This is a genomic window from Thioclava sp. F28-4, from assembly GCF_002020045.1.
Classification (GTDB): Bacteria; Pseudomonadota; Alphaproteobacteria; order Rhodobacterales; family Rhodobacteraceae; genus Thioclava; species Thioclava sediminum.
Window position 1 is genome coordinate 1 of record NZ_MPZQ01000023.1, and the last position, 22517, is coordinate 22517.

Sequence of the window (22517 nt, forward strand, 5' to 3'; positions counted from 1 at the left end):
GACCGGAGTATCAGCAGCGACACCTGGATCTTGTGGTCGGTAAGATTGAAAGTCGCAATATGTGCCGACGATTTGGCTTGGTCGCCAATGCGACGGCATCGCCAGGCAGCCGGATGCGAGAAGAGCTGTCAGACTTTGGATGGAAGCCGGGCCGTCTGTTGACGGTAATCTCTGATGGCGAGCTTGCTCTCCCGAACCTCATACGGAATGCCATGGGTGGCGACGGCCAGGTGAAGCATATCCTCGACTGGTGGCACATCTCGATGCGTATTCGACATGTCGAGGCCGCCGTTCAGGGTCTGGTCCAGATACCGGGATTCACTGGAATTCCGGTGCTGTTCCAGCGCCCCGCGAAAAGCCTTCGCTGGTGGCTGTGGCATGGCAGAGCACGGGTCGCGGAAACTTATCTGAAAGGGCTCATGCACGATTGCACCCGCCTTGCGGAAGAACCTTTGGCTGTCCGCACCGCTGCCGCTCGTCTGCAGGCCCGATGCGAGACACTGTACACCTATCTCGCGAACAACATGGAATCCCTTGTCGACTATGGCCGACGGTACCGTAACGGGCTGCCCATCTCGTCATCTCGTGCCGAAGGATCAGTCGATGACATTGCCAATGCCCGCATGGGAAAGCGCAGAAGGATGCGGTGGTCGCCCAAAGGGGCTCACCGAGTAGCCGTCACAAGGGCCGCAGTTCTCGATGGTCGGCTGACCGTCGCAAACAGAAAACGCGCCGCATGACCCCCATGTCTTGTCCACTCCCTTCTGAGCTCTCGCAACATGTAGGTGTTGAACCAAACACGGTCTCGCCTCTCGCCAAAAAAATGGCGACCTATGGCGTGATCGAGCGGGTGCGCGACGCTGAAGACGAACGCCGCATTGTTTTACGTCTCACGGAATATGGCTTCCAGGTCGTGAAAGCCGCCGATCAGGTTGTGGCGCAAAATTTCGCAGATCTCGGGATCTCGGATGATGATGCCAGTCAAGCGATTGCTCTGATATCACGCCTCCGTTCGGCGGTGGAAAAAGCCAGGCCGGTTCGGTTCGATTTGCCTCAAGCGCCTCCAAGAGCGCAAGACAGCCTGCCGGATTGAGGCGCTGCAGCAGGCATGGACGCAGCGTTTTCCCGGTTGATCCCATACTAACACCAGATGGTGTCAAGGGTAAAACCTGGACGACATACCGCCCCCTTTGCAGGGTACGAAAAGGATTGAAACAGATGGAACTGAACGCTGATTTTTCTCAGAAGGTCGTTGTGGACACCGATAGTCTCGAGTGGCAACCCTCGCCCATGAAGGGCGTGGACAGAAGGATGCTCGACCGGATCGGGGACGAGGTTGCCCGCGCCACAACCATCGTGCGCTATGCGCCCGGCAGCAAATTTTCAGCGCATAGCCACGGGGGCGGCGAAGAGTTCATCGTGCTCGATGGTGTCTTTCAGGATGAACATGGCGATTATCCGGCGGGGACTTATGTGCGTAATCCGCCAACGACCTCTCATACCCCGGGATCGGATGCGGGTTGCACGATTTTCGTCAAACTCTGGCAGTTCGACACGGATGACCGCACCCAGTTTCACAAAGATATGGAAGCAGAGCTTGGCGCGCCCGAAAATGGTGTGGCGACCGCTATCCTGCACCGCGATATGCGCGAGACAGTGACGTTCTCCAGTTTGGAGGGCGGCGCGACCATGACATCGGATGCAACAGGCGGCGCCGAGATATTGGTCATCAGCGGGACCGCAGCGGTGAATGGAGAAGCCCTGAGACAAAACGCTTGGCTGCGTCTGCCTGATGGCAGTGCCTTGACAGCCACAGCTGGGGCTGAGGGCGCAACGCTTTGGATGAAAACAGGGCATCTGCCCTATGCCAAAGCGCCGCAGGTTTGACGAAAACGGGCCGAACCACTGCGCACAGGGAAATCTGAACGATGCAAACGCAGACCCTTATCATCGGTGGCGGGCTTTCAGGTCTGGCGCTCGCCGCGCGGCTATCGGCCGAGGGGCAAGATTTTCTGCTTGTCGAAGCCCGCGAAAGATGGGGCGGACGTATCCTGAGCGAGCAGTGCAATGCGGGCGCCTTTGATCTTGGCCCCTCGTGGTTCTGGCCCGGCCAACCCCGTATCGTGGCGCTGATCGATCGTCTTGGGCTCACACGGTTTGAGCAGTTTTATCAAGGCGAACTTTTGTACGAAGACGAACGTGGCCATGTCCAGCGCGGGCGCGGCTTTGCGTCGATGCAAGGCTCATGGCGGTTGCAAGGCGGTCTCGCAGCCTTCATCGACAAGCTGTTGCTTGAAATTCCGTCAGACAAACGCATCTGCGCCACGCCAATCAACGCGCTGCGAAAAAAGAGCGATGGCGTCGCCGCCCAAACGGTCGCGGGTGCGCAGATCATGGCACAAAAGGTCGTTCTGGCCTTGCCACCGCGCATTGCAGCGCAGTTTTCCTATAAGCCTGTGCTGCCCACAGACGCCCTGACTGCGATGGAGGGTATTGCGACCTGGATGGCAGGACAGGCCAAAGTCGTTACTGTGTTTGACCGCCCTTTCTGGCGTGATAATGGCCTGTCGGGCGATGCGATGAGCAGGGTTGGCCCGATGGTTGAATGTCACGATGCCAGCCCGTCTGAGGGTGGTCCCTATGCCATCTTCGGCTTCATCGGGATCCCGCCAGATTTGAGGCGCGACACCGCGGCCCTGCGCGAGCAGGTGCGCATGCAATTGGTGCGACTCTTTGGCCCCGAAGCACAAAATCAAAAGCGTCTATACATCAAGGACTGGGCTGTAGACCCATTCACAGCGACTTATCTTGACCAGCGGACCGTTTATGCCCACCCCGATTATGGTTTGCCGCGCGCTTTGTTCGGTCTTTGGGACAATGCGCTCATCTTTGCCGGCAGCGAAGTGGCCCCCACGTTTGGCGGCTTTCTTGAAGGCGCGCTTGAGGCGGCGGATCAAGCCTACACTGCTCTCACGACAGGCTAACTGCGGTAGGCGCGCCCGTGCGCCAGCCTGACTTTAGGCGGGTGCCGCAGCACCGGACGTAGCGCTGTCTTTCTTCGGCGGTCTGATCCGGAAAAACAGCGCATACAGCACGGGCACTGCGATCAAAGTCAGAATCGAGGCGAACGCGAGGCCGCCCATAATTGTCACCGCCATTGACGCAAAAAATGCATCCGGCAGCAGCGGGATCATGCCAAAAATCGTTGTGCCAGCGGCAAGCACCACAGGGCGCAGACGGCTGACCGACCCATCTATGATCGCCTTGTAATCCGGCACGCCCTCCGCGCGCTGAAGATCGATCTCTTCAACCAGAACAATCGCGTTCTTCATCAACATCCCCGACAGTGACAGGAACCCAAGCAATGCTGTGAAAGTGAAGGGCAAGCCCGTGAACAGCAGCCCCAAGACCATGCCCGTCACAGACATCGGGACGACGAGCCAGAGAATCAGGGGTTGGCGGACCTTGTTAAACATCAATATCGAAATCGTCAGCATAACAAGGAAGCCCAATGGGAGCTGCTTGCCGAGACTTGCCTGCGCATCTCCGGCGCTTTCGAATTCGCCGCCCCACTCCATCATGTAACCCTCAGGCAGCGGAATGGCTTCGATATCCGACCGGACACTTCGGAAGGCTTCGTCCGCAGTCAGGTCGCTGCGAGAACCGCCAAGCGCAGTGATGGTGCGCTCCCGGTCCCGCCTGTGAACGAGCGCCTCGACAAGGCGTGTCTCGAAACGGTCCACGAGGTTAGCCATGGGAACGTAGGACCCTGCCCCGTCGGACCACACCGACAGGTCCTGAAGGCGGTCAATGCCGTCGCGTTCACGCTCAGGGAGGCGGAGATGGATCGGGATCACCTCGTCGTCCTCGCGCAACTCACCGACACGTAATCCAGACGTTCCGTAGCGGACGGTGTCCGCGATTGCTCCACGACTTGCGCCCGCCAGACGCATCCGTGACTCATTGACAATAGGTTCGACGAGGATCTCTCGCTGGCGCCAATTGGTGCGCGGATTGGTGATCGTCCCGGCATCCTCGTAGATCCGCATCGCGTCATCCGCGAGCTGACGCAGGATGACCGGATCGGGCCCGGAGAACCGGACCGCCACATCGGCACCGGCCGGCGGTCCGAACACGATCTCCTCGACACGGATCAGAGCGTGGGGGAATTCGGCGGGCAGATCCTGGTTCAGCCGGCTCGCGATGGCCGGGATCGCCTCGGCGTCCGCAACCCGGACGATAAGCTGCCCATAGCTGGGATCCGCCTGCTCTGGATTGTATGTCAGCATGAAACGGCTCGCGCCACGCCCCACAAGCGTCGTCACATCCGTTACATTTTCTTCCGTCAGGAGCATCTGTTCGAGCCGCCTCATCTCGGCGTCGGTGACGTTGATGTCGGTGCCTTGCGGCATCTGGACCTCGACATAGAAGATCGGCGTGTTCGATGCGGGGAAAAAGGCCTGCTTGACCTGCCCGAAGGCCATCACGGACCAGACGGTAATGCCCACGATCACGAGGACGACAAGCACGCGGCTACGCAGGGCCATCCAGAGGAACCTGCGATATATCCCGTAGAACGCGCCCTTGTAGGGATCGTCGGAGACCTCTTTCGGCGCCCGCAGCAGCAGCTTGCCGAGATAGGGCGTGACCGAGACGGCGAGCGCCCAGCTCATCAGCAGCGAGATCGCGATCACCGCGAAGAGCGAGAACAGGAACTCGCCGGTTGCGTCGGGCGACAACCCGATGCCGGAAAAGGCCATGATCCCGATCACGGTCGCGCCGAGCAGCGGGATCGAGGTGGCGGTTTCCGTCTCGGCGGCGGCATCTTCGGCGGACTTGCCGCGCGCCATACCGATGACCATGCCCTCGGTAATCACGATGGCATTATCGACCAGCATCCCCATGGCGATAATCAGGGCACCGAGGCTGATCCGTTCCATCGCGATGCCAAAGACCGACATGAAGAACAACGTCGAAAAGACGGTCAGCCCGAGCGTCGCGCCCACCACAAGGCCCGCGCGCCAGCCCATGGTCAGCATCAGAGCGGCGATGACGATACCGACCGACTGTCCGAGACTGACGAGAAAGCTCGAAACCGCCTCGTCCACCACGACGTGCTGTTCGTAGATCGGAATGACCTCGACCCCCTCCGGCAGCCCGGCCTTGATCCGCTCCAGCCGGGCCGACACCGCCTTGCCGACCTCGACCACGTTCCGGTCTGTCAGCGCCGACACGCCCAGGGTGAAGGCCGAAGCTCCGTTCTGACGAATGATCTGGCTGGGCTGTTCGGCTTCCTCACGTGTCACATGGGCGATATCGTAGACCGCCACCTGCCCGACCTGTCCCGGCACGCCGAGCCGAAGCTCCTCGATCCCTTCGGGGCTGACATAGCCCGCCGGAACCGACAGGCTGATCCGGGCCGGGCCCTCGGTAATCTCTCCGTTCATGAACACCTGGTTTTCGTCGGCGAGAATGCCCAGGATCTGGTTCGGCGGAATGCCCAATTCGGTCAGGCGGGATGACGAGATCGAGATGTCGATCACCTCTTCGGCAAGACCCTGAACCTCGACCTTGGCGACGCCATCCACGGTGACCAGCCCGAGCCGCAATGTCGTGGCCAGATCGCGCTGTTCCGTGGGACTCAGGCCTTCGCTCGTCACCGCATAGAACATGCCATAGACGTCGCCGAAATCGTCGTTGATGATCGGGGCGCGCGCGCCGGCGGGAAGGTCGCCTTCCACGTCGCTGATGCGGCGGCGCATCTCGTCCCAGACCTGCGGGATCTCGTCCGGACCGTAGGTCATCTCGATCTCGACGGTGATCTGGGCCATGCCCGGCATCGACTTCGATTCCACCCGGTCGAGCTGCTTCATCTGCTGCAGCGCGTTCTCGACGACATCGGCGACCTCTTCTTCGACCTCTACGGCCGTGGCGCCGGGATAGGGCACGAAGACCAGCGCGGTCTTGAGCGTGAAGCTGGGGTCTTCGAGACGACCCACCGTGTTCAGCCCCCAGTAACCGCCTACAAGGCAGAAGATGATGGCCAGCCAGACCGCCACAGGGCGCCTGATGCTCGCGCGTGAGATACTGAGTGCCATGGGTCTATCCGGGTCCTGCTAAAATGAAACGGGATCAGCGTCCCGAAACCGTCACTGTCAGATTGTCCCTGAGCCGCCACCAGCCGCCGGACACGACCAGCTCGTCGCCCTCCAGGCCCTCCAGAACGATGATTTCGCCATTGACCGGAAGTCCCAACCGGACCGTCCTCCGCGCGACCTGGTTGGACGCTTCCTGGTAAACCCAGATGGATGGCTCGGTCCGGCTCGTCGTGTCCACTGCCGAAACCGGAACGATGACCGATTGCGGCCGATCTTCTTCGGCTGAACTGGAAATGCGCACCTCCGCCGTCATTCCGGGCAGCAGGCGCGGATCAATATCATCCGTGATTGCGAATTCGACGTCGTAGGTCTGCGCCGTAGGGTCTGCATCGGTCGCAAAAGAACGAAGGACGAGCGGCGCGGTATAGCCCGGCACTGCGGGAAAACTCGCAACGATGTCGAAAGCGTCGAGCGCCGAACGCGCAATCGCGGCAAGTTCCTCCGGCAGCGAAATCATGATCCGCATCTCACTGACATCCTGCAAGCGGGCGATCGGCGCGGCTGAGGTACCGTTGATGTATTCCTCAACGAAAGTACGCGCCACGATCGCGTCGAATGGCGCTACGATCCTTGTCTGGGACAGGCGCCGTTTGGCCTCGCGAAGTGCTACGTCCGCCTGGGCGAATTGGGCGCGCGCGGTATCTAGGCGCGCATCGGCTGCGACCCCCCGCTCGGCGAGACTTCTCGCGCGCTCAAACTCGGATTTCGCAAGGTCAAAGGAGGCCTGAGCCCGGTCTACGGCAAGGTCGAAATCGGCTTGATCGAGTTCCGCAATCACGTCGCCCTCGTCAATTTTGTCGCCCGGCTCGACGTAAAGCGAGATGATCTGCCCCGGCACCTGAAACGCGATGTCCACTGTGCGGGCGGGTTCGACACGACCGGCAACCGCGCGGGATTGATTGATGACGCGGCTGAGCGCACGGGTCACTTCGACCGTGACCGGTCGATTATATTGCGGTGCTTCGGGCGCGTCGGCATCGGATTCGCCGCCATACATTTCCGTTTGGGCAAATACATCGGTCACGGCCACCGGAAGGAACGGCACAGCCAAGGCCGCCGTAGTCACCAGCACAATGACTGAAGCGATCCGCTTCCAATTTCGGCTCTTACTATTCGAGTTCATCGATTATTGTCCTTAGCCGTTCGATGACGCCTTCTCTAATATCCGCGCCGCCATCCGGAAGGTTCAGAAGCATTTGGAACCGCAGCCCCTGGATCGCCAGGACCGCAATCATGGCATCCGGAGAGCGCTTCGCATCGGACAGGATACGCTCAAGGTCACAAGTCAGTTCAGTCCGCAGCGGATCGAGCAGCCGCGGATCCGATGCAGAAGCCGCGAGTATCGCCATTGACAGATCATCATCCAAGTCTTGCGATTGCAGGACTGTTTCGAGATGCCCACGCAGAGTGCGCGATGGGTACCGCTCCGGGACTTTTTCGAGGAGTTGCCGGTGCGCGACAAGCATCTGATCCAACAGGCCGGAAAGCAAAGCCTTCTTCGTCGAAAAGTTGTAGAGCACGCCGCCGTTGCTGAGGCCCGCCTCCTTTGCGACCGCCTCGATCGTTATCTTTCCAGCGCCCTCACGCGCGGCGAGCGCGCGCGCCGCCTCGAGAATTTTCAGAGACGCGTTTCTTGGTTCCACCGAGTGCTTCCGCATCGTCATCTCTGTACCGTCCGGTCGGTTAAGTTCAGGCGACGGGTAGACTGCATAGGCACCTGCGTCAAGCGTTCGGTCAGATTTGCTCTGAGCAGGGATACCGCAGCCTCCATGTTGGCATCTGCAAGCGGGTAGTTGGCTCCTTCACTCCAAGCTAATAACCGCTGAATATATCTCTAGAAACGCGTCAACCGCCCTCTTGGAATGCTCCACCGCATCGATCGGCTGGTCGACGGCTAACATTCGCGGCATGATGACGCCGGAAACAGACAGATGGATAAACTGACTTGCGGCGCTTTGAGCGTCGTGCACTTTCAATGACCCCGCCTCATGGAGGCCTTGAAGGACTTGCCCGACAATTCTGGTGGCCCGTCTGGGACCCGCTTCCATATATATTTCGCCCGCCTCGGGCAGTACCGCAACCGCGCCGATGCAAGCACGCAAAAGGCGAATGTAGTCATTATCCATGACCAGCCCGATCATGCGTCGCGAGAGTTCTTCCAGAACAACTCGCGGTTCGTCGCCGCTTGAAAGCGGCCGGGAAATCTCGGCCGAAAGCCTGTCACATTCAGCCTGCACAACGCTCAGAAAGAGCATGTTTTTGCTGGGGAAGTGAGCGTAAAGCGTCGCCTTAGACACCTTGGATTCCTCGGCAATCACATCGACGTTGGCTCCTTCGAAGCCACACCTCAGAAAGACCACCTTGGCTCCGCTCAGCACATCGGCAATTTTACTTTGCCTCATGCCAATCACCTGATGCCAAACCGTGATATCGAACGCGTTGTGTCACATGTCTTGCCTTCCTCAAAGCTTGCGCACTCGCGCATTTGTCGAGTTGGCACATTCAAACAGCCCTCAATTCATCGTCTGCAAAGACACCCTCATCCTTCCATCGTTCCGCGATATGTCCCAGTGTGTCCAGAACGCCTCGCAGGTCGTTGCCACGCGGCGTCAAGCCATAGGTGACCGCGGGCGGAATTGTCTCCGCCTGTTCGCGCCAGATGACTCCGGCGCTCTGAAGCATCCGCAGGCGTTCGGTCAGCATGCGGGTCGATATTCCGGGCACGGCACGTTTCAGCGCACCGAATCTTTGCGGCCCCTGATCGCTCAGGACCCAGATGATATAGGTCGTCCACGGCCCCATGAGCAGACGCAGGATCGAATCCATCGGGCACTGAGGTGGGGTCTTGGGCATAGGCATCCACGCTTCTGAAGACTGGTTACTTTTCCGTACCTACTTTAATATGCACCATTGATCAAATATTCCGTAGTGGTCAAACGGCACCCGGAGGTGTCCTGCAAACCCAGAGGGACAGACAGACATGACCCGCATGCCAACTCTTTTCATTCCTCATGGGGGCGGCCCGTGCTTTTTCATGGAATGCGATCCACCTGATACCTGGGATAAGCACCGCGAGTTTCTGGAGACCTTGCCCGCCAACCTGCCGACGAAGCCGAAAGCGCTGCTGGTGATCTCGGGTCACTGGGAGGAACGTGAGTTTCCCGTCCAGTCCAATCCCGCACCGGCCTTCCTGTTTGACTACAACGGCTTTCCGCCACATACATATCAGCTAACCTGGCCGGCAAGCCACCGGCGCTGGTGTATTGGCAGAGAAATGATATCAACCAACCCGATCAGCAGGGGCAGAGAGTAGCTTAAGTCACACCCGAAACTGTCCAATGATTGGGGAGTAGCTAATCGATCACGTGCCTCAGCAGGTTTCGAAAGTGGAGAACCGTGCATGAATGATGACATTGTTGCGGGCCGACACGGCCTGATTTCAAGACGGGGTGCGATGATCCTGCTCGGCTCCGGCGTGGTCGGCGCTTGCACCGCGTCTCCCCGCATCCCCTACCGCCCGGATGACGGGGTTTCGACCCGGCTTCTGGGTGCCGACTACCGCGTCAGGACCGATGCACCTGCGGAAGATTATCCCGTCGCTTACGCACCGCGGTTCCGGGACGGACATCGGTCGCATTATCTGGCGCTGTCCGGCGGCGGTGCCGAAGGTGCCTTTGGGGCAGGCGTACTAGCGGGCTGGACCGCGGCGGGAACCCGTCCGACATTCTCGGTCATCAGTGGTGTCAGCACCGGCGCGCTGATCGCGCCTTTGGCCTTTCTCGGTCCCGATCAGGATGACACCCTGCGCAATCTCTATACCAGCGGTGTGGCCGAGGGAATCGGCGGACGCCCTTCGCTCCTGGAGGCGCTGACGCGCGGGGCACTTTTCGACCGGCAACCGTTGCGCCGCCTCGTTGCATTTTTTGTGACACCCGACCTGCTCGCTGCCATTGCCGCCGAGCACCGTCGCGGCAGGCGCCTGTTCGTACTGACCACGGATTTGGATTCGCAGGTCGGAATCATCTGGAATATGGGCGCGATCGCGGCCAGTGGCGATCCGCGCGCGGCGACGATGTTCGAGGATGTTCTGTTAGCCTCGGCCGCGATACCCGGTGCATTCCCGCCGATCCGGATTTCAGGTCAGACCGCCGCTGGCCGACCGTTCGAGGAAATGCACGGCGACGGGGCCTTGATCTCGCATATTTTCACCCTGCCCGAGGCGGCGATGGTTTCATTCCGGGGGAAACGTGCGGCAAAGACAGCCCTCACCGACATCCATATGTTGATGAACCTCCGTCTTGAGCCCGGATTCGATCTGGTGGAAGAAAATCCCGGCGCAATCGCGGCGCGCTCGGTCTCGACCCTTCTGAAATATCAGGCGCGGGGCCAGGTCAACGCGACCTATGATTTCGCCCGCGACGCAGATATCGGCTTCAACGTCACCTCGATCGAAACGCCGGTACCCGAGGATGTGGAGTCATTCGAGTTCGATACGACATATATGCGCCGCCTGTACGCCGAGGGTTTCTCACGGGCACGCGACGGGGCGGCCTGGTCACGGGTTCCGCCTACCCTGACGACCCGGACCATACTTGCAAGCGCGGGCTAGAACCTTGCCACCAATGGCGCGCCACGCGGGACGAAAGGCGGCGAAGAACCGGATTTACGCGCGCCGGAAAGCGCGCACGACAATAGTATACGACAGATCAGACCAGTCTGTACCGCGAAAGCGGTAACTCGCACACGGTTCTGCCGGTCGTCCGGTGTTGCGTTGCCCGTAAGACCGAGAAGCAAAGGGCAGAACTTGGGGGTCATGCGGCCTTACCCCTTTTCACTGCGTTATCGACGGTGCGAAGCTGTTGGTACGCAGGTGGCAAGGGCATGGTTGTTATGCTGGCTGTCCTTGATGGCTCAGGTCGCTGTGCCACCCTCGCTGCCGCCCCTGAATAACCACTGATTACGCGATGCCCTCGATGGCTTTGTAAGGCGATGCAGGCGCGACGGGGTATGCGCGGAGCAGGCACTGAAGAGGGTGGGAGATGGCGATATGTATTGGAATTGACGCGGCCAAGGTCGTGCATTGGGCGGTTGGTATCGACGACGCAGGCGGGGTTTGCATTGGTGCACACCCCGGGCATTGCCGTGAACCGGGCGGGACAAGGCTTTGCCGGAGGCGAACGCAAGTCCGTTCCCCGCGATGCCCGTAACATCGCGGAACTGGTGCGTACGCGTGAGCTGCGCCCGGTTCTGGCCAGCCGCCTGTTGACCAGATCGCCGAAGGCCGACACGCGCGTCGCGCTGCGCCACAAGGTGGGGCGCAGGCGCGATCTCCTGCAGGACCAGGTGCGCCGGATCTCCCGCATCCGGGGGCTACTGTGCGGCATTCACCCCGGCCTAGAACAGACATTCGACCTTTGCTGCAAGGTGCCGCTGGCGCTGTTCACCCGCTATGTCACGCCGACCGAGATCCGGCGCGCCGGACAGGCGAGGATTGTGGCGCATCTGAAGAAAATGCCGCACCTGCATGGCAGCGCGGCTCTGGCCCAGTGTGCCCTGGACTGCGCCAGGGAGCAAACCATCATCGTTCCCGGCGAAGCGGCCACAGCTGAGTTGATCCGCGAACTGGCAGCGGAAGCCCTTGAAGCCCGACAAAAGATCGCCCGTATCGAAAAAGACCTCGAGAGCATTCTCAGCGACCACCCTGACGGCGCCCTCATCAGTTCGTTGCTGGGAATGGGGGTGGTGCTGACGGCAGAGTTTCTGGCTGCGCTCGGCAACATCGGGCGCTTCTCCTCGGCGGACGCGCTTGCAGCGATGGCCGGACTGCCGCCAATCCAACGCCAATCAGGGAAATGTGCGGGATGGCGGCGAGCCTATGGTGGTGACAAGGCGCCCAAGCGGGTTTTCTACCAAAGCGCGTTCTGCGCCGTGACCCAAAAGGACCCGCTGTCCAAAGCCTTCTACGACCGCAAGCGTCAAGAGGGAAAACACCACACCCAAGCGCTCATCGCCCTCGCACGCCGCCGCGTCAATGTCCTGTGGACCATGCTGCAAAGGCGCGAGGCGTTCGGTCCAAACAGAAAAGCAGCTTGACTTACCCATTACGCAGCGGCTTTCTTGTAGGCGCTACTTAGCCTGAAATGCGGCCCGGACTACGACCATTCTGGGCGTTCTCAGGTTCCGTTCTAGAATGTCGCCTCGACGATGATCCGCATTATCAAGGCAACGATTTCGGGCTCGATTCCGCAATTCGCCCTGCTGCTGTTTATGCTGCTGCCGCTGGAAATCCTGTGGGTGGGGATGACACCGCGGGTATCGATGCCAGAGATGGCAGCGGTGGGAAACCGCGCCGCATTGCCGAGCCCTTAGGAAACCTGTTAAGAAACATGGAACATTCGAAGATTGGAATGAGATGTCCGGTTTCGTCAGGTAACACGCAAAAAGTCGTCAATCCGTCAGACAGTGTTCGCGATCCGAGCATGGGCAAGTCCCAATGCGACGCCGAAAGGCAAGATGGGTTCGACCACTCAAACAGCGCTGATCGACGCACTTCCAAGATCAGGTGCAGAAAGTCAAATGGTGAAGTGATCGTTTGAAAATTTCACGACTTCCGGCCCGTAGCAGCAATCGAGCACAGCATGAAAAACACCAGATACCTTCTCTTCACAACGATTGTCGTGGCCGCGACCGTATTGGGCTTCCTGGTCTGGCAGGGCAACGGCGATGGCGCGGTTCCTGAGGGGTTCGCGCGCGGGAACGGGCGCGTCGAAGCGGTCGAGATCGATGTGGCCTCGAAGCTCCCCGGACGGATTGAAACGATTCTGGTTCGGGAGGGCGAGCTTGTCGAGGCGGGGCAACCGCTGGCCGCGCTTGATACGCGTCAGCTGAAAGCCAACCGCCACCAGGCGGAGGCGGAACTGCGCCGTGCCGAAATCGCCGTCGAGAATGCGCGGCTCATGATTCAGCAGCGTCAGGCCGAAGTGCGCGCGGCCGAGGCGGTTCTGGCGCAGCAGAAATCGGCCCTTGATGCCGCGCAGCGCCAGTTCGACCGTTCGAAGGCGCTGGCGGGAAACAGCATCGCGTCCGAGCGCCAACTCGATATCGACCGGTCGAACGCGCTTGGAGCCGAGGCCGCGGTCGCCTCGGCCGAGGCGCGGCTTGCGGCGGCGCGGATCGGCGTGTCCGCGGCTGAAGCGGCAGTGGTCGGAGCCGAAGCGGCGGTGGCGGCGGCAACGGCGACGATCGAAGCGATCGATGTCGAGATCGAGGACAGCACACTGAAAGCTCCCCGGCCAGGGCGGGTGCAGTACATCGTTGCACGGGCGGGCGAAGTCATAGGCGCAGGCGGACGCGTGATCAACATGATCGATCTCAACGACGTGTACATGACGTTTTTCCTGCAAACCGCCACGGCGGGGCGTGCCGGGCTGGGGACCGAGGCCCGCCTGATCCTGGACGCGGCACCGGGTATCGTCATTCCCGCCGAGGTCTCCTTCGTGTCGGACGTGGCACAATTCACTCCGAAAACGGTCGAGACCGAGGTCGAACGCGAGAAGCTGATGTTCCGGGTCCGCGCTCGGATCGCGCCGGAACTTCTGGAGAAATACCTTGATTACATCAAGACGGGTCTGCCCGGCGTCGCCTGGGTTCGGCTGGACCCCGCGCTGCCCTGGCCGGAGGCCGCTGACGGCAGGGTGCTGGAATGACGGCCTCCGGACCCGTGGTGCGGGCAGAGGGGCTCTTGCTTCAATATGGCAAGGTCCGGGCACTTGATGCAGTTTCGATCGACCTGCCGGCGGGCTGCATTGTCGGTCTGATCGGACCTGATGGCGTCGGCAAATCGAGTTTCCTGGCGCTGATCGCCGGGGCAAGGAAGATACAGACGGGGCGGCTTGACGTGCTGGGCGGCGACATGCGCCGCGCCGGGCACCGTGCCCGAATTTGCCCACGGATCGCCTATATGCCGCAGGGGCTTGGGCGCAATCTTTATCCCACGCTCTCGGTGCGAGAGAACGTGGATTTCTTCGGCCGGCTTTTCGGCGAGGGCCGAGACCAGCGCGACAAGCGGATCGCCGAACTGCTGGAGGCGACCGGTCTCGCGCCCTTTGCCGACCGCCCGGCGGCCAAGCTCTCGGGCGGCATGAAACAGAAGCTGGGCCTATGCTGCGCGCTGATCCACGACCCCGATCTGCTGATCCTGGACGAGCCGACAACGGGCGTCGATCCGCTGTCGCGGCGTGAATTCTGGGCTCTGATCGCGCGTCTCCGCGCGATGCGACCGGACATGAGCCTGATCGTCGCCAGTGCCTATCTGGAGGAAGCGGCCGAGTTCGATCACCTGGTCGCCATGGATAACGGCAGCGTGCTTGCCGCTGGCAGCCCCGAAGAGATACTGAACCGCACCGGTGCTGCCAACCTTGACGAGGCTTTCATAGCACTTCTTCCCGCGGAAATGCGCGCCCGGCACCACGAGCTGACCGTCCCGCCACGTGACCCCGCGGCTCGCGATGGCTACATCGTCGAAGCCGAAAACCTGACCGTCCGGTTCGGTGACTTCGAAGCGGTCAAGAACGTGAGCTTTCGCATCGGGAAAGGCGAGATATTCGGCTTTCTCGGGTCAAACGGATGCGGCAAGACGACGACGATGAAGGCGTTGACCGGGCTGGTGGAACCTGCCGAAGGAACCACGCGGATCGACGGCCGAACGGTCGATGCACGCGACATGGCCACGCGCAAGCGCATCGGTTACATGACGCAATCCTTCTCGCTGTATTCCGAACTGACGGTTCGTCAGAACCTCGATCTTCACGCGCGGCTTTTCGATATGGCACCCGACGAGATCGCGCCGCGGATCGCCGAACTTGCGCAACGGTTCGATCTTGAGGAGGTTCTCGACAGCTTGCCACTGCGACTGCCGCTGGGACTCCGTCAGAGGCTGTCGCTGGCCGTGGCGCTGATTCACCGCCCGGAGGTTCTGATCCTCGACGAGCCGACTTCGGGCGTCGATCCGGTGGCGCGCGACATCTTCTGGCAGGCGCTCGTGGACCTGTCCCGAAAGGACGGTGTGACGATCTTCATCTCTACCCACTACATGTCCGAGGCCACGCGCTGCGACAGGATTTCGCTGATGCACGAAGGCCGCGTGCTTGTCAGCGACACGCCCGAAGCCATCCGCGAAGGTGCCGGCGCGGCGACGCTGAACGATGCCTTCATCCATCACCTTGAACGGGCGCAAGGCGAGAGCGGCGCGCCTGTGGCCACGGATCGGGTGGAACTCGGTGCCGAGGGTTCATCCGCGCCACAGCGGCGACGCGGCCGGTTCAGCCTTGCCCGGCTGCTGAGTTTTTCCTGGCGCGAGTCGCTGGAACTGCGCCGCGATCCAATTCGCCTGACACTGGCAAGCGTCGGTAGCGTGATCCTGATGATCGTGCTGGGATACGGCATTTCGATGGATGTCGAGGATCTCAAGTTCGCGGTGCTCGACTTTGATCAGACCATCGCCAGCCAATCCTATGTCAACGATCTGGCCGGGTCGCGCTATTTCGACGAACAGCCGCCGCTTATCGACCATGCCGACATCGACCAACGGATGCGCGCGGGCGAAATCAGCCTGGCGCTGGAAATCCCGCCGGGTTTCGCGGCAGACGTCGAACGCGGACGCCCTGTTGAGATCGGGGCCTGGTTCGATGGCGCCATGCCGATGCGTGCGGACACGGTGCGCGGCTATGTCCAGGGAATGCACATTCACTGGTTGACCGATCAGCTGCGCCAAGTCTATGGCGATGAGGCGGTCGCCGGCAGCTACAGCCTGGAAATGCGCTATCGCTATAACCCCGATGTCGAAAGCCTAGCGGCAATGGTGCCCGCAGTGATCCCGCTCCTGCTGATGCTGATCCCGGCGATGCTCGCCGTCCTGTCCGTCGCGCGCGAGAAAGAGACAGGCTCTATCGTGAACCTCTATGTCACCCCGGCCCTGCGGCTGGAATTCCTGTTGGGCAAGCAGGTGCCCTACATCGTCCTAGGCTTTGTCAATTTCCTGCTGCTGCTGGCGCTGGCGGTCTTTGTCTTCGGAGTGCCGGTCAAGGGCAGCCTTCTGGCGCTTTCGGCCGGGGCGCTGGTCTATGTCATCCTGTCCACGGGGCTGGGCCTACTGATCTCGGCCTTTACCCGCAGCCAGGTCGCGGCGCTGTTCTTTACCGCGCTGGCCACCCTGATCCCGGCCACGCAGTATGGCGGCATCATCGACCCGGTCTCGTCGCTGGAAGGCATGGGGCGCGTGATCGGCGAGGTGTTCCCGACCAGCCATTTTGTCACGATCTCGCGCGGGGTCTTTGCCAAGGCGCTGGACTTCGGCGATCTGGCCGCATCCTTCCTGCCGATGCTTCTGCTGCTGCCGGTGCTTGTTGCGCTCGGGGCGTTCTTCGTGCGCAAGCAGGAGGCCTGAGCGATGCGACCCCGGCATGTGCTCTCCCTTGCGGTCAAGGAACTTCGCGGCCTGTTGCGCGATCCGCTGCTTCTGGCGCTGGTGTTCTATGCCTTCACCCTTGACATCTACTCCCACGCCACCGCCATGCCCGAGACGCTGAACCGCGCCACGATCAGCATCGTGGATGAGGATGCCTCGCCCCTGTCCCGGCGGATTGCGGATGCGTTCCTGCCGCCCTATTTCGTGACACCCGATCAGATCGACATGGCCGAGATGGATGCGCGCATGGATGCCGGCATTGATACGTTCTCGCTGGTCATCCCACCAGATTTCCAGAGCGACCTCGTGGCGGGCGCACGCCCCGAGTTGCAACTCAACGTCGATGCGACACGGGTCAGTCAGGCCTTTACCGGCGCGGGCTATGTCCAGGCGATCGTCGATCAGGAAATCACCGGCTGGACCGGGCAGGAGGCCGTGGCGCCGGTCGATCTTGCGTTGCGCGCCCGTTTCAATCCGGCACTGGACCCGGGCTGGTTCGGCGCTCTGACGGCGGTGATCAGCGCCGTGACCATGTTGTCGATCATCCTGTCGGGGGCCGCGCTGATCCGGGAGCGTGAGCATGGCACGGTCGAGCACCTGCTGGTCATGCCGGTCAGCGCGGTCGAGATCATGACCAGCAAGGTGCTCAGCATGGGCGGCGTGGTGCTGGTGGCGGCAGGGCTGTCGCTGACCTTCATGGTGCAGGGGGTTCTGGGAGTGCCGGTGGCAGGATCGGTGACGCTATTCCTGGTGGGCGCGGCTCTGCACCTGTTCGCCACCACGTCGCTGGGAATTCTCCTGGCAACGATCTCGGGTTCGATGCCGCAATTCGCCATGCTACTGCTTCTGGTGCTGCTGCCGCTGGAAATCCTGTCGGGTGGGATGACCCCGCGGGAATCAATGCCAGAGGTGGTGCAATACGTCATGCTGGCGGCGCCCAACACCCATTTCATCGCGCTTGCGCAGGCGGTGTTGTTTCGTGGCGCGGGGCTGGCGGTGGTCTGGCCGCAACTGCTGGCGCTGGTGGTGATCGGATTGGCGATGTTCGCCTTTGCCTTGCGACGATTCCGCAGCTTCCTGCGGTAACGCGGCGTAGCCGCTTCCTGGCCATACCTCTTCAGCCGTTGCCGAAAAGCTCTGAATCCTCAACGAGTTTTTGTGCGAGAAGAAGGCTACATTTTAGCGAGTCCCCCAACCCGGCCGCGACCGACCGGCTCATCCAGCGCGTCCAGATGCCTTGCTGGTGATGCCCGACGACGACCAGATCGGCCCCAATTTCGGTCGCAACTTGGGTAATTTTCGCGACGGGATCGCCAAACTCCATGCGGACCTTGGGTGCCAGCCCCATGGCGGAAAGTCTTTGATGGCCTTCGTCGAGGATCTCCTCGAAATCGGCTTGCTGGTGGGCCAGCGCGCCCGCATCTGCACCCTGCGCCAGCGCATTGGCTGCGCCCGTCTCGACCACCGCCAGAAGGATCACATCAGCACCTGTGATCTGCGCCAGCCGCGCTCCCTCGCGCAGTGCCAGTCGCCCTTCGCGCGAGCCGTCGTAACACAGCAGGATCTTGGCGTACATCGGCAGGTCTCCGGGGCAGGAATAGCACTTGCAAGATAAGTGATGTCATAATAATTAGGCTTGCAACTATTTGCAAGCTAATGAAAAGCTAAAACGATGCAGTCCGATTCCGACAAGACCGAGTCTCTGGAGGCTTTCGCACGTTCCATGGCGGCGGCAGCACGCATGTGGAGGCGGTATCTTGACCTCCGGTTTCGCGATCTCGACCTGTCCCAGGCAAGGTGGAGCGTGCTGTTCGAACTTTCGCGCAACGAAGAGGTGACGCAGGTCGAACTGGCGCGCACCCTGGGGATTGAAGCGGCAACGCTGGTCCGCCTGCTGGACGGGCTTGAAGGCGCAGGTTTGGTCGAACGCCGACCTTCGGCCAGGGACAGGCGGGCCAAGACGCTCCACCTGACCGAGGCTGCGAGCCCTTTGATCGTCAGAATGGAAGATATTTCGGCGGCCAGCCGGGCAAAAATTCTTGAAGGAATTTCCCGGCAAGATTTGCGTATCGCAACAAAAGTACTGAGCCGCATCGCGGACAGATTGGAGATTTTGAGCGATGGTTAAAATGGATGACATAAAGGCGGGCGCAGCCGTTGCGGACGAGGCTGCCCCGGACAAGCCGGCGCCCCCGCGAAGGCGCAGCCGCACAAGATGGACCAGACTGATCGTGATCGGCGCGCTGGTTGCCGTTGCCGTCTGGCTGGCCGCCCCGTGGCTAGCCGCGCGGTTCACCCAGGTGCATATCAACGATGCCCGGATCGCGGCCAAGGTCGTCACCGTATCCAGCGAGGTCGCCGGACGGGTGACGGCGATGCCGGTTCTGGTGGGGGACACTGTCGCAAAAGGCGATCTTGTCGCCGCAATCGACCGCACATCTGCGCAGCCGCAGCTCGATGCCGTCCTGTCGAGACTTGCCGCAACCGATGCGCAGCTGGCCGAGCTTCGGGCACGCAAGGTGCTGCTCGAAAAGCAGATCTCTGCCCGGCGGGACGCGGCCCTGGCCGGGATAGCTGCCGCAGATGCAAACCATGAGGCATCGCTCGCCGTATTGACGAACGCCCGGACCCGTCACGAGAGGGCGATCAAGCTTGCCGAGCAGAACATCACGTCGCAACAAGCCCTCGACGAGTCCCAGGCGGCACTGGACACCGCCGCCCAGCAGGAGCGTGCTGCTTTCGCGGAAATCGAAAGCGCGCGCGCCAGCCTGGCGATCGTCGAGGCCGACGGCGAGCAGATGAATGTGCTGGAGTCCCAGACTGCGTCCGTTCTTGCCGGACGTGCCGGCATCGAGGCCGACCGCAGCCTGAAGGAAATCGACCTCGCGCACCGCACGATCACGGCCCAGTTCGACGGCATCGTTGATGGGACCTTTGTCGATGTCGGCGAATATGTGACACCGGGCACGCGCATCGCGATGTATCACGCGCCGGATGACGTCTGGATCGACGCAAATGTCAAGGAGACCGACTTCGGCAAAATTCACGTCGGGTCGCGCGCAAGCATCACCGTCGACGCCTTTCCGGGCCGGACCTTCGAGGGCGAGGTGATCGGGATGGGCGGGGTGGCCACTAGCCAGCTTGCGCTTCTGCCCAGCCCCAACCCCTCGGGCAATTTCACGAAAGTGACGCAGCGCCTGCCGATCCGTGTGTCGATCGACGCCACCGACACCGAATTCAGGCCCGGGATGATGGTCGAGGTTTATGTCGATGTCACAGGTTGACCGGTATTTCGAGCGTTACGGCCCCGCCTACAAGTGGATGGCGACGGGCTCGATCATGGTCGCGACCATCTCGGTTGTGTTGTCCACGACGATCGTGAACGTCGCCATCCCGGCGGTCATGGGGGCTTTCGGCATCAGCGCGGTGCAGGCCCAATGGATCTCGACCGGCTTTCTTGCGGCCATGACCGCCACGATGCTGCTGGCCGACTGGGCCAACCGTGCCTTCGGGATGCGGCTGACGATGAACACCGCGATGGGCGTGTTCCTAGCGGGATCGGTTATTGGGGGTCTCGCGCCGAACGAGACCGTTCTGACGCTGGCCCGCGTGGTGCAGGGGGCGGCGGCGGGCATCGTGCAGCCGCTTGCCATGATCATGCTGTTCAAGGTCTTTCCGCCCGAGAAGCGTGGCGCGGCCATGGGGATCTATGGCGTTGGCGTCGTGCTGGCTCCGGCTCTGGGTCCCTGGATTGGTGGCGTGCTCATGGATGCCTTCGACTGGCGCTTCGTCTTCTACCTGGGCCTGCCCTTCGCTGGCGTCGCCATCGTTATGTCGAACCTGTTCCTGCCCAGCAGGGAAGAAAGCGGGCCGATTCCGGCGTTCGACTTTGTCGGGGTGGCGATCCTGTCGGTCTTGCTTGCCGTACTGCTCAGCACGCTGTCGAACGCGCAGCGGCTTGGATGGGAGTCCAACATTATCCTGTCGGGTTTCACGATCTCCGCGGTTTCGGCCTTCGCTTTCGTGGCTTGGGAGTTGCATACAGACAAACCCATGCTCGACATGCGGCTCTACGCGAATTTCGCCTTCTCCTCGGCCTCGGTCGTTGCCTTCATCATGGGGGCGGGGTTGTTCGGGTCTACCTATCTGCTTCCGGTCTTCGTGCAGCAGATCCAGGGGATGACGCCGACGCAGGCTGGCCTTCTTCTGATGCCCTCGGGCTTTGCGATGCTGCTGGTCTTTCCCATCGCGGGACGATTGTCCGACAAGGTGCCTGCTCCGATTATGATCGCCCTCGGCATGGCGGTCTTTGCCGGATCCTCCTGGCTAATGGCGGCCGCAAATGTCCATACGGCCTTCTGGACACTCGCCTGGTGGACGGTCCTTTCGCGCGTGGGGCTGGGTCTCGTGTTTCCCGCTATTTCGTCGGGCGCGCTGAAGGTTCTGCCACCGCACCTTCTCGGCCAGGGCTCGGGCGCATCCAACTTCATCCGGCAACTTGGCGGCGCCTTCGGGGTGAACCTTCTGACCGTGTTTATCGAGCGGCGCACGATCATGCACGCGGATGCCTTTGCCGCGACCCAGACCAGCGACAACGCCACGACGATGGAACTCTTGCGCGAGGTTGCAGGCCTCATGCACGCTGCGGGACTGCCCGACACCCAACTCATGCCCGCCGCGGCATCGTTCCTGGGTCAGACCGTGATGATTCAGTCCTCGAACGCAGCCTTCCAGGACGGCTTCCTTATCGTATGCAGCATATTCCTGCTCGCGCTGATCCCGACCTGGTTCATGTGGCGCGTCCCTTCCTCTGCTACCTAGATGGCATTGTCGCCTGGCGAACCGACCGGGCCTGTGGCACTTCCCAGGCTTTCTACCGACGAGAGTTGTGCCAGGCTGGTTGTGCCGTCTCGTCACCAAACCCCCCGTCACCATACTGCCACCATCATGTCGTCAGCAGGGAGCGCGGCACGATATGCTGTCACATCGCCGCTCTCACCTGGTGATGCCCCGATAAGCTCTCCGTATGCGGCGGTTCCGGCCCATTGATTTGATGTGTTTCTGACGCGTGACGCGCCTGCGAGAAGGTCTGCTGTCGCGTTGCCCTTTAATCTGAGACGGGACGCGTTTGGGGGAGTGGACAAGACATGGGGGTCATGCGGCGCGTTTTCTGTTTGCGACGGTCAGCCGACCATCGAGAACTGCGGCCCTTGTGACGGCTACTCGGTGAGCCCCTTTGGGCGACCACCGCATCCTTCTGCGCTTTCCCATGCGGGCATTGGCAATGTCATCGACTGATCCTTCGGCACGAGATGACGAGATGGGCAGCCCGTTACGGTACCGTCGGCCATAGTCGACAAGGGATTCCATGTTGTTCGCGAGATAGGTGTACAGTGTCTCGCATCGGGCCTGCAGACGAGCGGCAGCGGTGCGGACAGCCAAAGGTTCTTCCGCAAGGCGGGTGCAATCGTGCATGAGCCCTTTCAGATAAGTTTCCGCGACCCGTGCTCTGCCATGCCACAGCCACCAGCGAAGGCTTTTCGCGGGGCGCTGGAACAGCACCGGAATTCCAGTGAATCCCGGTATCTGGACCAGACCCTGAACGGCGGCCTCGACATGTCGAATACGCATCGAGATGTGCCACCAGTCGAGGATATGCTTCACCTGGCCGTCGCCACCCATGGCATTCCGTATGAGGTTCGGGAGAGCAAGCTCGCCATCAGAGATTACCGTCAACAGACGGCCCGGCTTCCATCCAAAGTCTGACAGCTCTTCTCGCATCCGGCTGCCTGGCGATGCCGTCGCATTGGCGACCAAGCCAAATCGTCGGCACATATTGCGACTTTCAATCTTACCGACCACAAGATCCAGGTGTCGCTGCTGATACTCCGGTC

At 61.3% G+C, this 22517-nt stretch carries 21 protein-coding genes; 14 read left to right on the forward strand and 7 right to left on the reverse strand.

What is annotated here, in order from left to right; all coding sequences use genetic code 11:
* From BMI87_RS20705 to BMI87_RS20720, 4 genes are all read left to right on the forward strand, one after another.
* Positions 1–740 (forward strand): ISKra4 family transposase (locus tag BMI87_RS20705; RefSeq protein WP_146681712.1); only part of this gene is annotated, 740 nt, incomplete at its 5' end.
* On the forward strand, positions 737–1093 hold the full coding sequence (locus BMI87_RS20710; protein ID WP_146681713.1) for a MarR family winged helix-turn-helix transcriptional regulator: 357 nt from the start codon (positions 737–739) through the stop codon (positions 1091–1093). The genes BMI87_RS20705 and BMI87_RS20710, both read left to right, overlap by 4 nt.
* 125 nt (positions 1094–1218) lie before the next feature.
* A complete protein-coding gene (locus tag BMI87_RS20715) occupies positions 1219–1887 on the forward strand; it encodes a cupin domain-containing protein (RefSeq protein ID WP_078523391.1) in 669 nt (222 codons plus the stop codon).
* A 41-nt stretch (positions 1888–1928) separates the two neighbouring features.
* Entirely contained in the window at positions 1929–2984 is a 1056-nt protein-coding gene (locus tag BMI87_RS20720; RefSeq protein ID WP_078523392.1) for an FAD-dependent oxidoreductase, read from the forward strand.
* Positions 2985–3017: 33 nt separating this feature from the next.
* Here BMI87_RS20720 and BMI87_RS20725 read toward each other — a convergent pair whose 3' ends face one another.
* The 5 genes from BMI87_RS20725 to BMI87_RS20745 form a co-directional block, all read right to left on the reverse strand.
* Positions 3018–6098 (reverse strand): efflux RND transporter permease subunit, encoded by a 3081-nt coding sequence (locus BMI87_RS20725; RefSeq protein ID WP_078523393.1) that lies wholly within the window; start codon positions 6096–6098, stop codon positions 3018–3020.
* A gap of 34 nt (positions 6099–6132) precedes the next feature.
* The gene (locus BMI87_RS20730; RefSeq protein ID WP_078523394.1) at positions 6133–7281 is read right to left on the reverse strand and encodes an efflux RND transporter periplasmic adaptor subunit; all 1149 of its coding nucleotides are present in this window, start codon (positions 7279–7281) and stop codon (positions 6133–6135) included.
* Entirely contained in the window at positions 7268–7822 is a 555-nt protein-coding gene (locus tag BMI87_RS20735; protein ID WP_246832759.1) for a TetR family transcriptional regulator, read from the reverse strand. The genes BMI87_RS20730 and BMI87_RS20735 overlap by 14 nt, the downstream gene beginning before the upstream one ends.
* Positions 7823–7960: 138 nt before the next feature.
* Complete coding sequence (locus BMI87_RS20740) at positions 7961–8560, reverse strand: TetR/AcrR family transcriptional regulator (RefSeq protein WP_037373859.1); 600 nt, start codon at positions 8558–8560, stop codon at positions 7961–7963.
* A 100-nt stretch (positions 8561–8660) separates the two neighbouring features.
* Positions 8661–8984, reverse strand: a complete 324-nt coding sequence (locus BMI87_RS20745; RefSeq protein WP_017468888.1) for a helix-turn-helix domain-containing protein — start codon at positions 8982–8984, stop codon at positions 8661–8663.
* 154 nt (positions 8985–9138) lie between these two features.
* Here BMI87_RS20745 and BMI87_RS20750 point away from each other — a divergent pair, with 154 nt between their 5' ends.
* From BMI87_RS20750 to BMI87_RS20775, 7 genes are all read left to right on the forward strand, one after another.
* The gene (locus BMI87_RS20750) at positions 9139–9471 is read left to right on the forward strand and encodes a dioxygenase (protein WP_210402503.1); all 333 of its coding nucleotides are present in this window, start codon (positions 9139–9141) and stop codon (positions 9469–9471) included.
* An 87-nt stretch (positions 9472–9558) separates the two neighbouring features.
* Positions 9559–10767, forward strand: coding sequence for a patatin-like phospholipase family protein (locus tag BMI87_RS20755; RefSeq protein WP_078523396.1), 1209 nt, complete (start codon positions 9559–9561; stop codon positions 10765–10767).
* Positions 10768–11165: 398 nt separating this feature from the next.
* A complete protein-coding gene (locus tag BMI87_RS20760) occupies positions 11166–12251 on the forward strand; it encodes an IS110 family transposase (RefSeq protein WP_256376249.1) in 1086 nt (361 codons plus the stop codon).
* Positions 12252–12362: 111 nt separating this feature from the next.
* Complete coding sequence (locus BMI87_RS22635) at positions 12363–12527, forward strand: hypothetical protein (RefSeq protein WP_168175260.1); 165 nt, start codon at positions 12363–12365, stop codon at positions 12525–12527.
* A gap of 308 nt (positions 12528–12835) precedes the next feature.
* Positions 12836–13864: an HlyD family secretion protein gene (locus tag BMI87_RS20765; protein ID WP_246832760.1), complete on the forward strand. Its 1029-nt coding sequence runs from the start codon at positions 12836–12838 to the stop codon at positions 13862–13864.
* The gene (gene rbbA / locus BMI87_RS20770) at positions 13861–16602 is read left to right on the forward strand and encodes a ribosome-associated ATPase/putative transporter RbbA (RefSeq protein WP_078523398.1); all 2742 of its coding nucleotides are present in this window, start codon (positions 13861–13863) and stop codon (positions 16600–16602) included. The genes BMI87_RS20765 and rbbA overlap by 4 nt, the downstream gene beginning before the upstream one ends.
* Positions 16603–16605: 3 nt before the next feature.
* Positions 16606–17709: an ABC transporter permease gene (locus BMI87_RS20775; protein ID WP_078523399.1), complete on the forward strand. Its 1104-nt coding sequence runs from the start codon at positions 16606–16608 to the stop codon at positions 17707–17709.
* A gap of 31 nt (positions 17710–17740) precedes the next feature.
* On the opposite strand, the gene BMI87_RS20780 is transcribed toward BMI87_RS20775, so the two are convergent.
* Positions 17741–18199: a universal stress protein gene (locus BMI87_RS20780; RefSeq protein WP_078523400.1), complete on the reverse strand. Its 459-nt coding sequence runs from the start codon at positions 18197–18199 to the stop codon at positions 17741–17743.
* 96 nt (positions 18200–18295) lie between these two features.
* Between BMI87_RS20780 and BMI87_RS20785 the strand changes: the two genes are divergently transcribed.
* Genes BMI87_RS20785 through BMI87_RS20795 form a run of 3 tightly spaced genes read left to right on the forward strand, consistent with a single transcriptional unit; the run spans position 18296 to position 21444 of the window.
* The gene (locus tag BMI87_RS20785; protein WP_078523401.1) at positions 18296–18751 is read left to right on the forward strand and encodes a MarR family transcriptional regulator; all 456 of its coding nucleotides are present in this window, start codon (positions 18296–18298) and stop codon (positions 18749–18751) included.
* Entirely contained in the window at positions 18744–19907 is a 1164-nt protein-coding gene (locus tag BMI87_RS20790) for an HlyD family secretion protein (protein ID WP_246832761.1), read from the forward strand. The genes BMI87_RS20785 and BMI87_RS20790 overlap by 8 nt, the downstream gene beginning before the upstream one ends.
* Complete coding sequence (locus BMI87_RS20795; protein ID WP_246832762.1) at positions 19894–21444, forward strand: DHA2 family efflux MFS transporter permease subunit; 1551 nt, start codon at positions 19894–19896, stop codon at positions 21442–21444. Before BMI87_RS20790 ends, BMI87_RS20795 begins: the two co-directional genes overlap by 14 nt.
* Positions 21445–21777: 333 nt before the next feature.
* On the opposite strand, the gene BMI87_RS20800 is transcribed toward BMI87_RS20795, so the two are convergent.
* A partial coding sequence (locus BMI87_RS20800) for an ISKra4 family transposase (protein WP_146681712.1) occupies positions 21778–22517 on the reverse strand: 740 nt, incomplete at its 5' end.

What these genes read in the sequence shown, in the direction of transcription:
- BMI87_RS22635 (WP_168175260.1), top strand. Translation starts at nt 12,363, where the DNA reads ATGATCCGCATTATCAAGGCAACGATTTCGGGCTCGATTCCGCAATTC.
- BMI87_RS20755 (WP_078523396.1), top strand. Translation starts at nt 9,559, where the DNA reads ATGAATGATGACATTGTTGCGGGCCGACACGGCCTGATTTCAAGACGG.
- BMI87_RS20785 (WP_078523401.1), top strand. Translation starts at nt 18,296, where the DNA reads ATGCAGTCCGATTCCGACAAGACCGAGTCTCTGGAGGCTTTCGCACGT.
- BMI87_RS20795 (WP_246832762.1), top strand. Translation starts at nt 19,894, where the DNA reads ATGTCACAGGTTGACCGGTATTTCGAGCGTTACGGCCCCGCCTACAAG.
- rbbA (WP_078523398.1), top strand. Translation starts at nt 13,861, where the DNA reads ATGACGGCCTCCGGACCCGTGGTGCGGGCAGAGGGGCTCTTGCTTCAA.
- BMI87_RS20740 (WP_037373859.1), bottom strand. Translation starts at nt 8,560, where the DNA reads ATGAGGCAAAGTAAAATTGCCGATGTGCTGAGCGGAGCCAAGGTGGTC.
- BMI87_RS20725 (WP_078523393.1), bottom strand. Translation starts at nt 6,098, where the DNA reads ATGGCACTCAGTATCTCACGCGCGAGCATCAGGCGCCCTGTGGCGGTC.
- BMI87_RS20745 (WP_017468888.1), bottom strand. Translation starts at nt 8,984, where the DNA reads ATGGATTCGATCCTGCGTCTGCTCATGGGGCCGTGGACGACCTATATC.
- BMI87_RS20730 (WP_078523394.1), bottom strand. Translation starts at nt 7,281, where the DNA reads ATGAACTCGAATAGTAAGAGCCGAAATTGGAAGCGGATCGCTTCAGTC.
- BMI87_RS20735 (WP_246832759.1), bottom strand. Translation starts at nt 7,822, where the DNA reads ATGACGATGCGGAAGCACTCGGTGGAACCAAGAAACGCGTCTCTGAAA.
- BMI87_RS20775 (WP_078523399.1), top strand. Translation starts at nt 16,606, where the DNA reads ATGCGACCCCGGCATGTGCTCTCCCTTGCGGTCAAGGAACTTCGCGGC.
- BMI87_RS20715 (WP_078523391.1), top strand. Translation starts at nt 1,219, where the DNA reads ATGGAACTGAACGCTGATTTTTCTCAGAAGGTCGTTGTGGACACCGAT.
- BMI87_RS20710 (WP_146681713.1), top strand. Translation starts at nt 737, where the DNA reads ATGACCCCCATGTCTTGTCCACTCCCTTCTGAGCTCTCGCAACATGTA.
- BMI87_RS20790 (WP_246832761.1), top strand. Translation starts at nt 18,744, where the DNA reads ATGGTTAAAATGGATGACATAAAGGCGGGCGCAGCCGTTGCGGACGAG.
- BMI87_RS20760 (WP_256376249.1), top strand. Translation starts at nt 11,166, where the DNA reads ATGCGCGGAGCAGGCACTGAAGAGGGTGGGAGATGGCGATATGTATTG.
- BMI87_RS20750 (WP_210402503.1), top strand. Translation starts at nt 9,139, where the DNA reads ATGACCCGCATGCCAACTCTTTTCATTCCTCATGGGGGCGGCCCGTGC.
- BMI87_RS20780 (WP_078523400.1), bottom strand. Translation starts at nt 18,199, where the DNA reads ATGTACGCCAAGATCCTGCTGTGTTACGACGGCTCGCGCGAAGGGCGA.
- BMI87_RS20720 (WP_078523392.1), top strand. Translation starts at nt 1,929, where the DNA reads ATGCAAACGCAGACCCTTATCATCGGTGGCGGGCTTTCAGGTCTGGCG.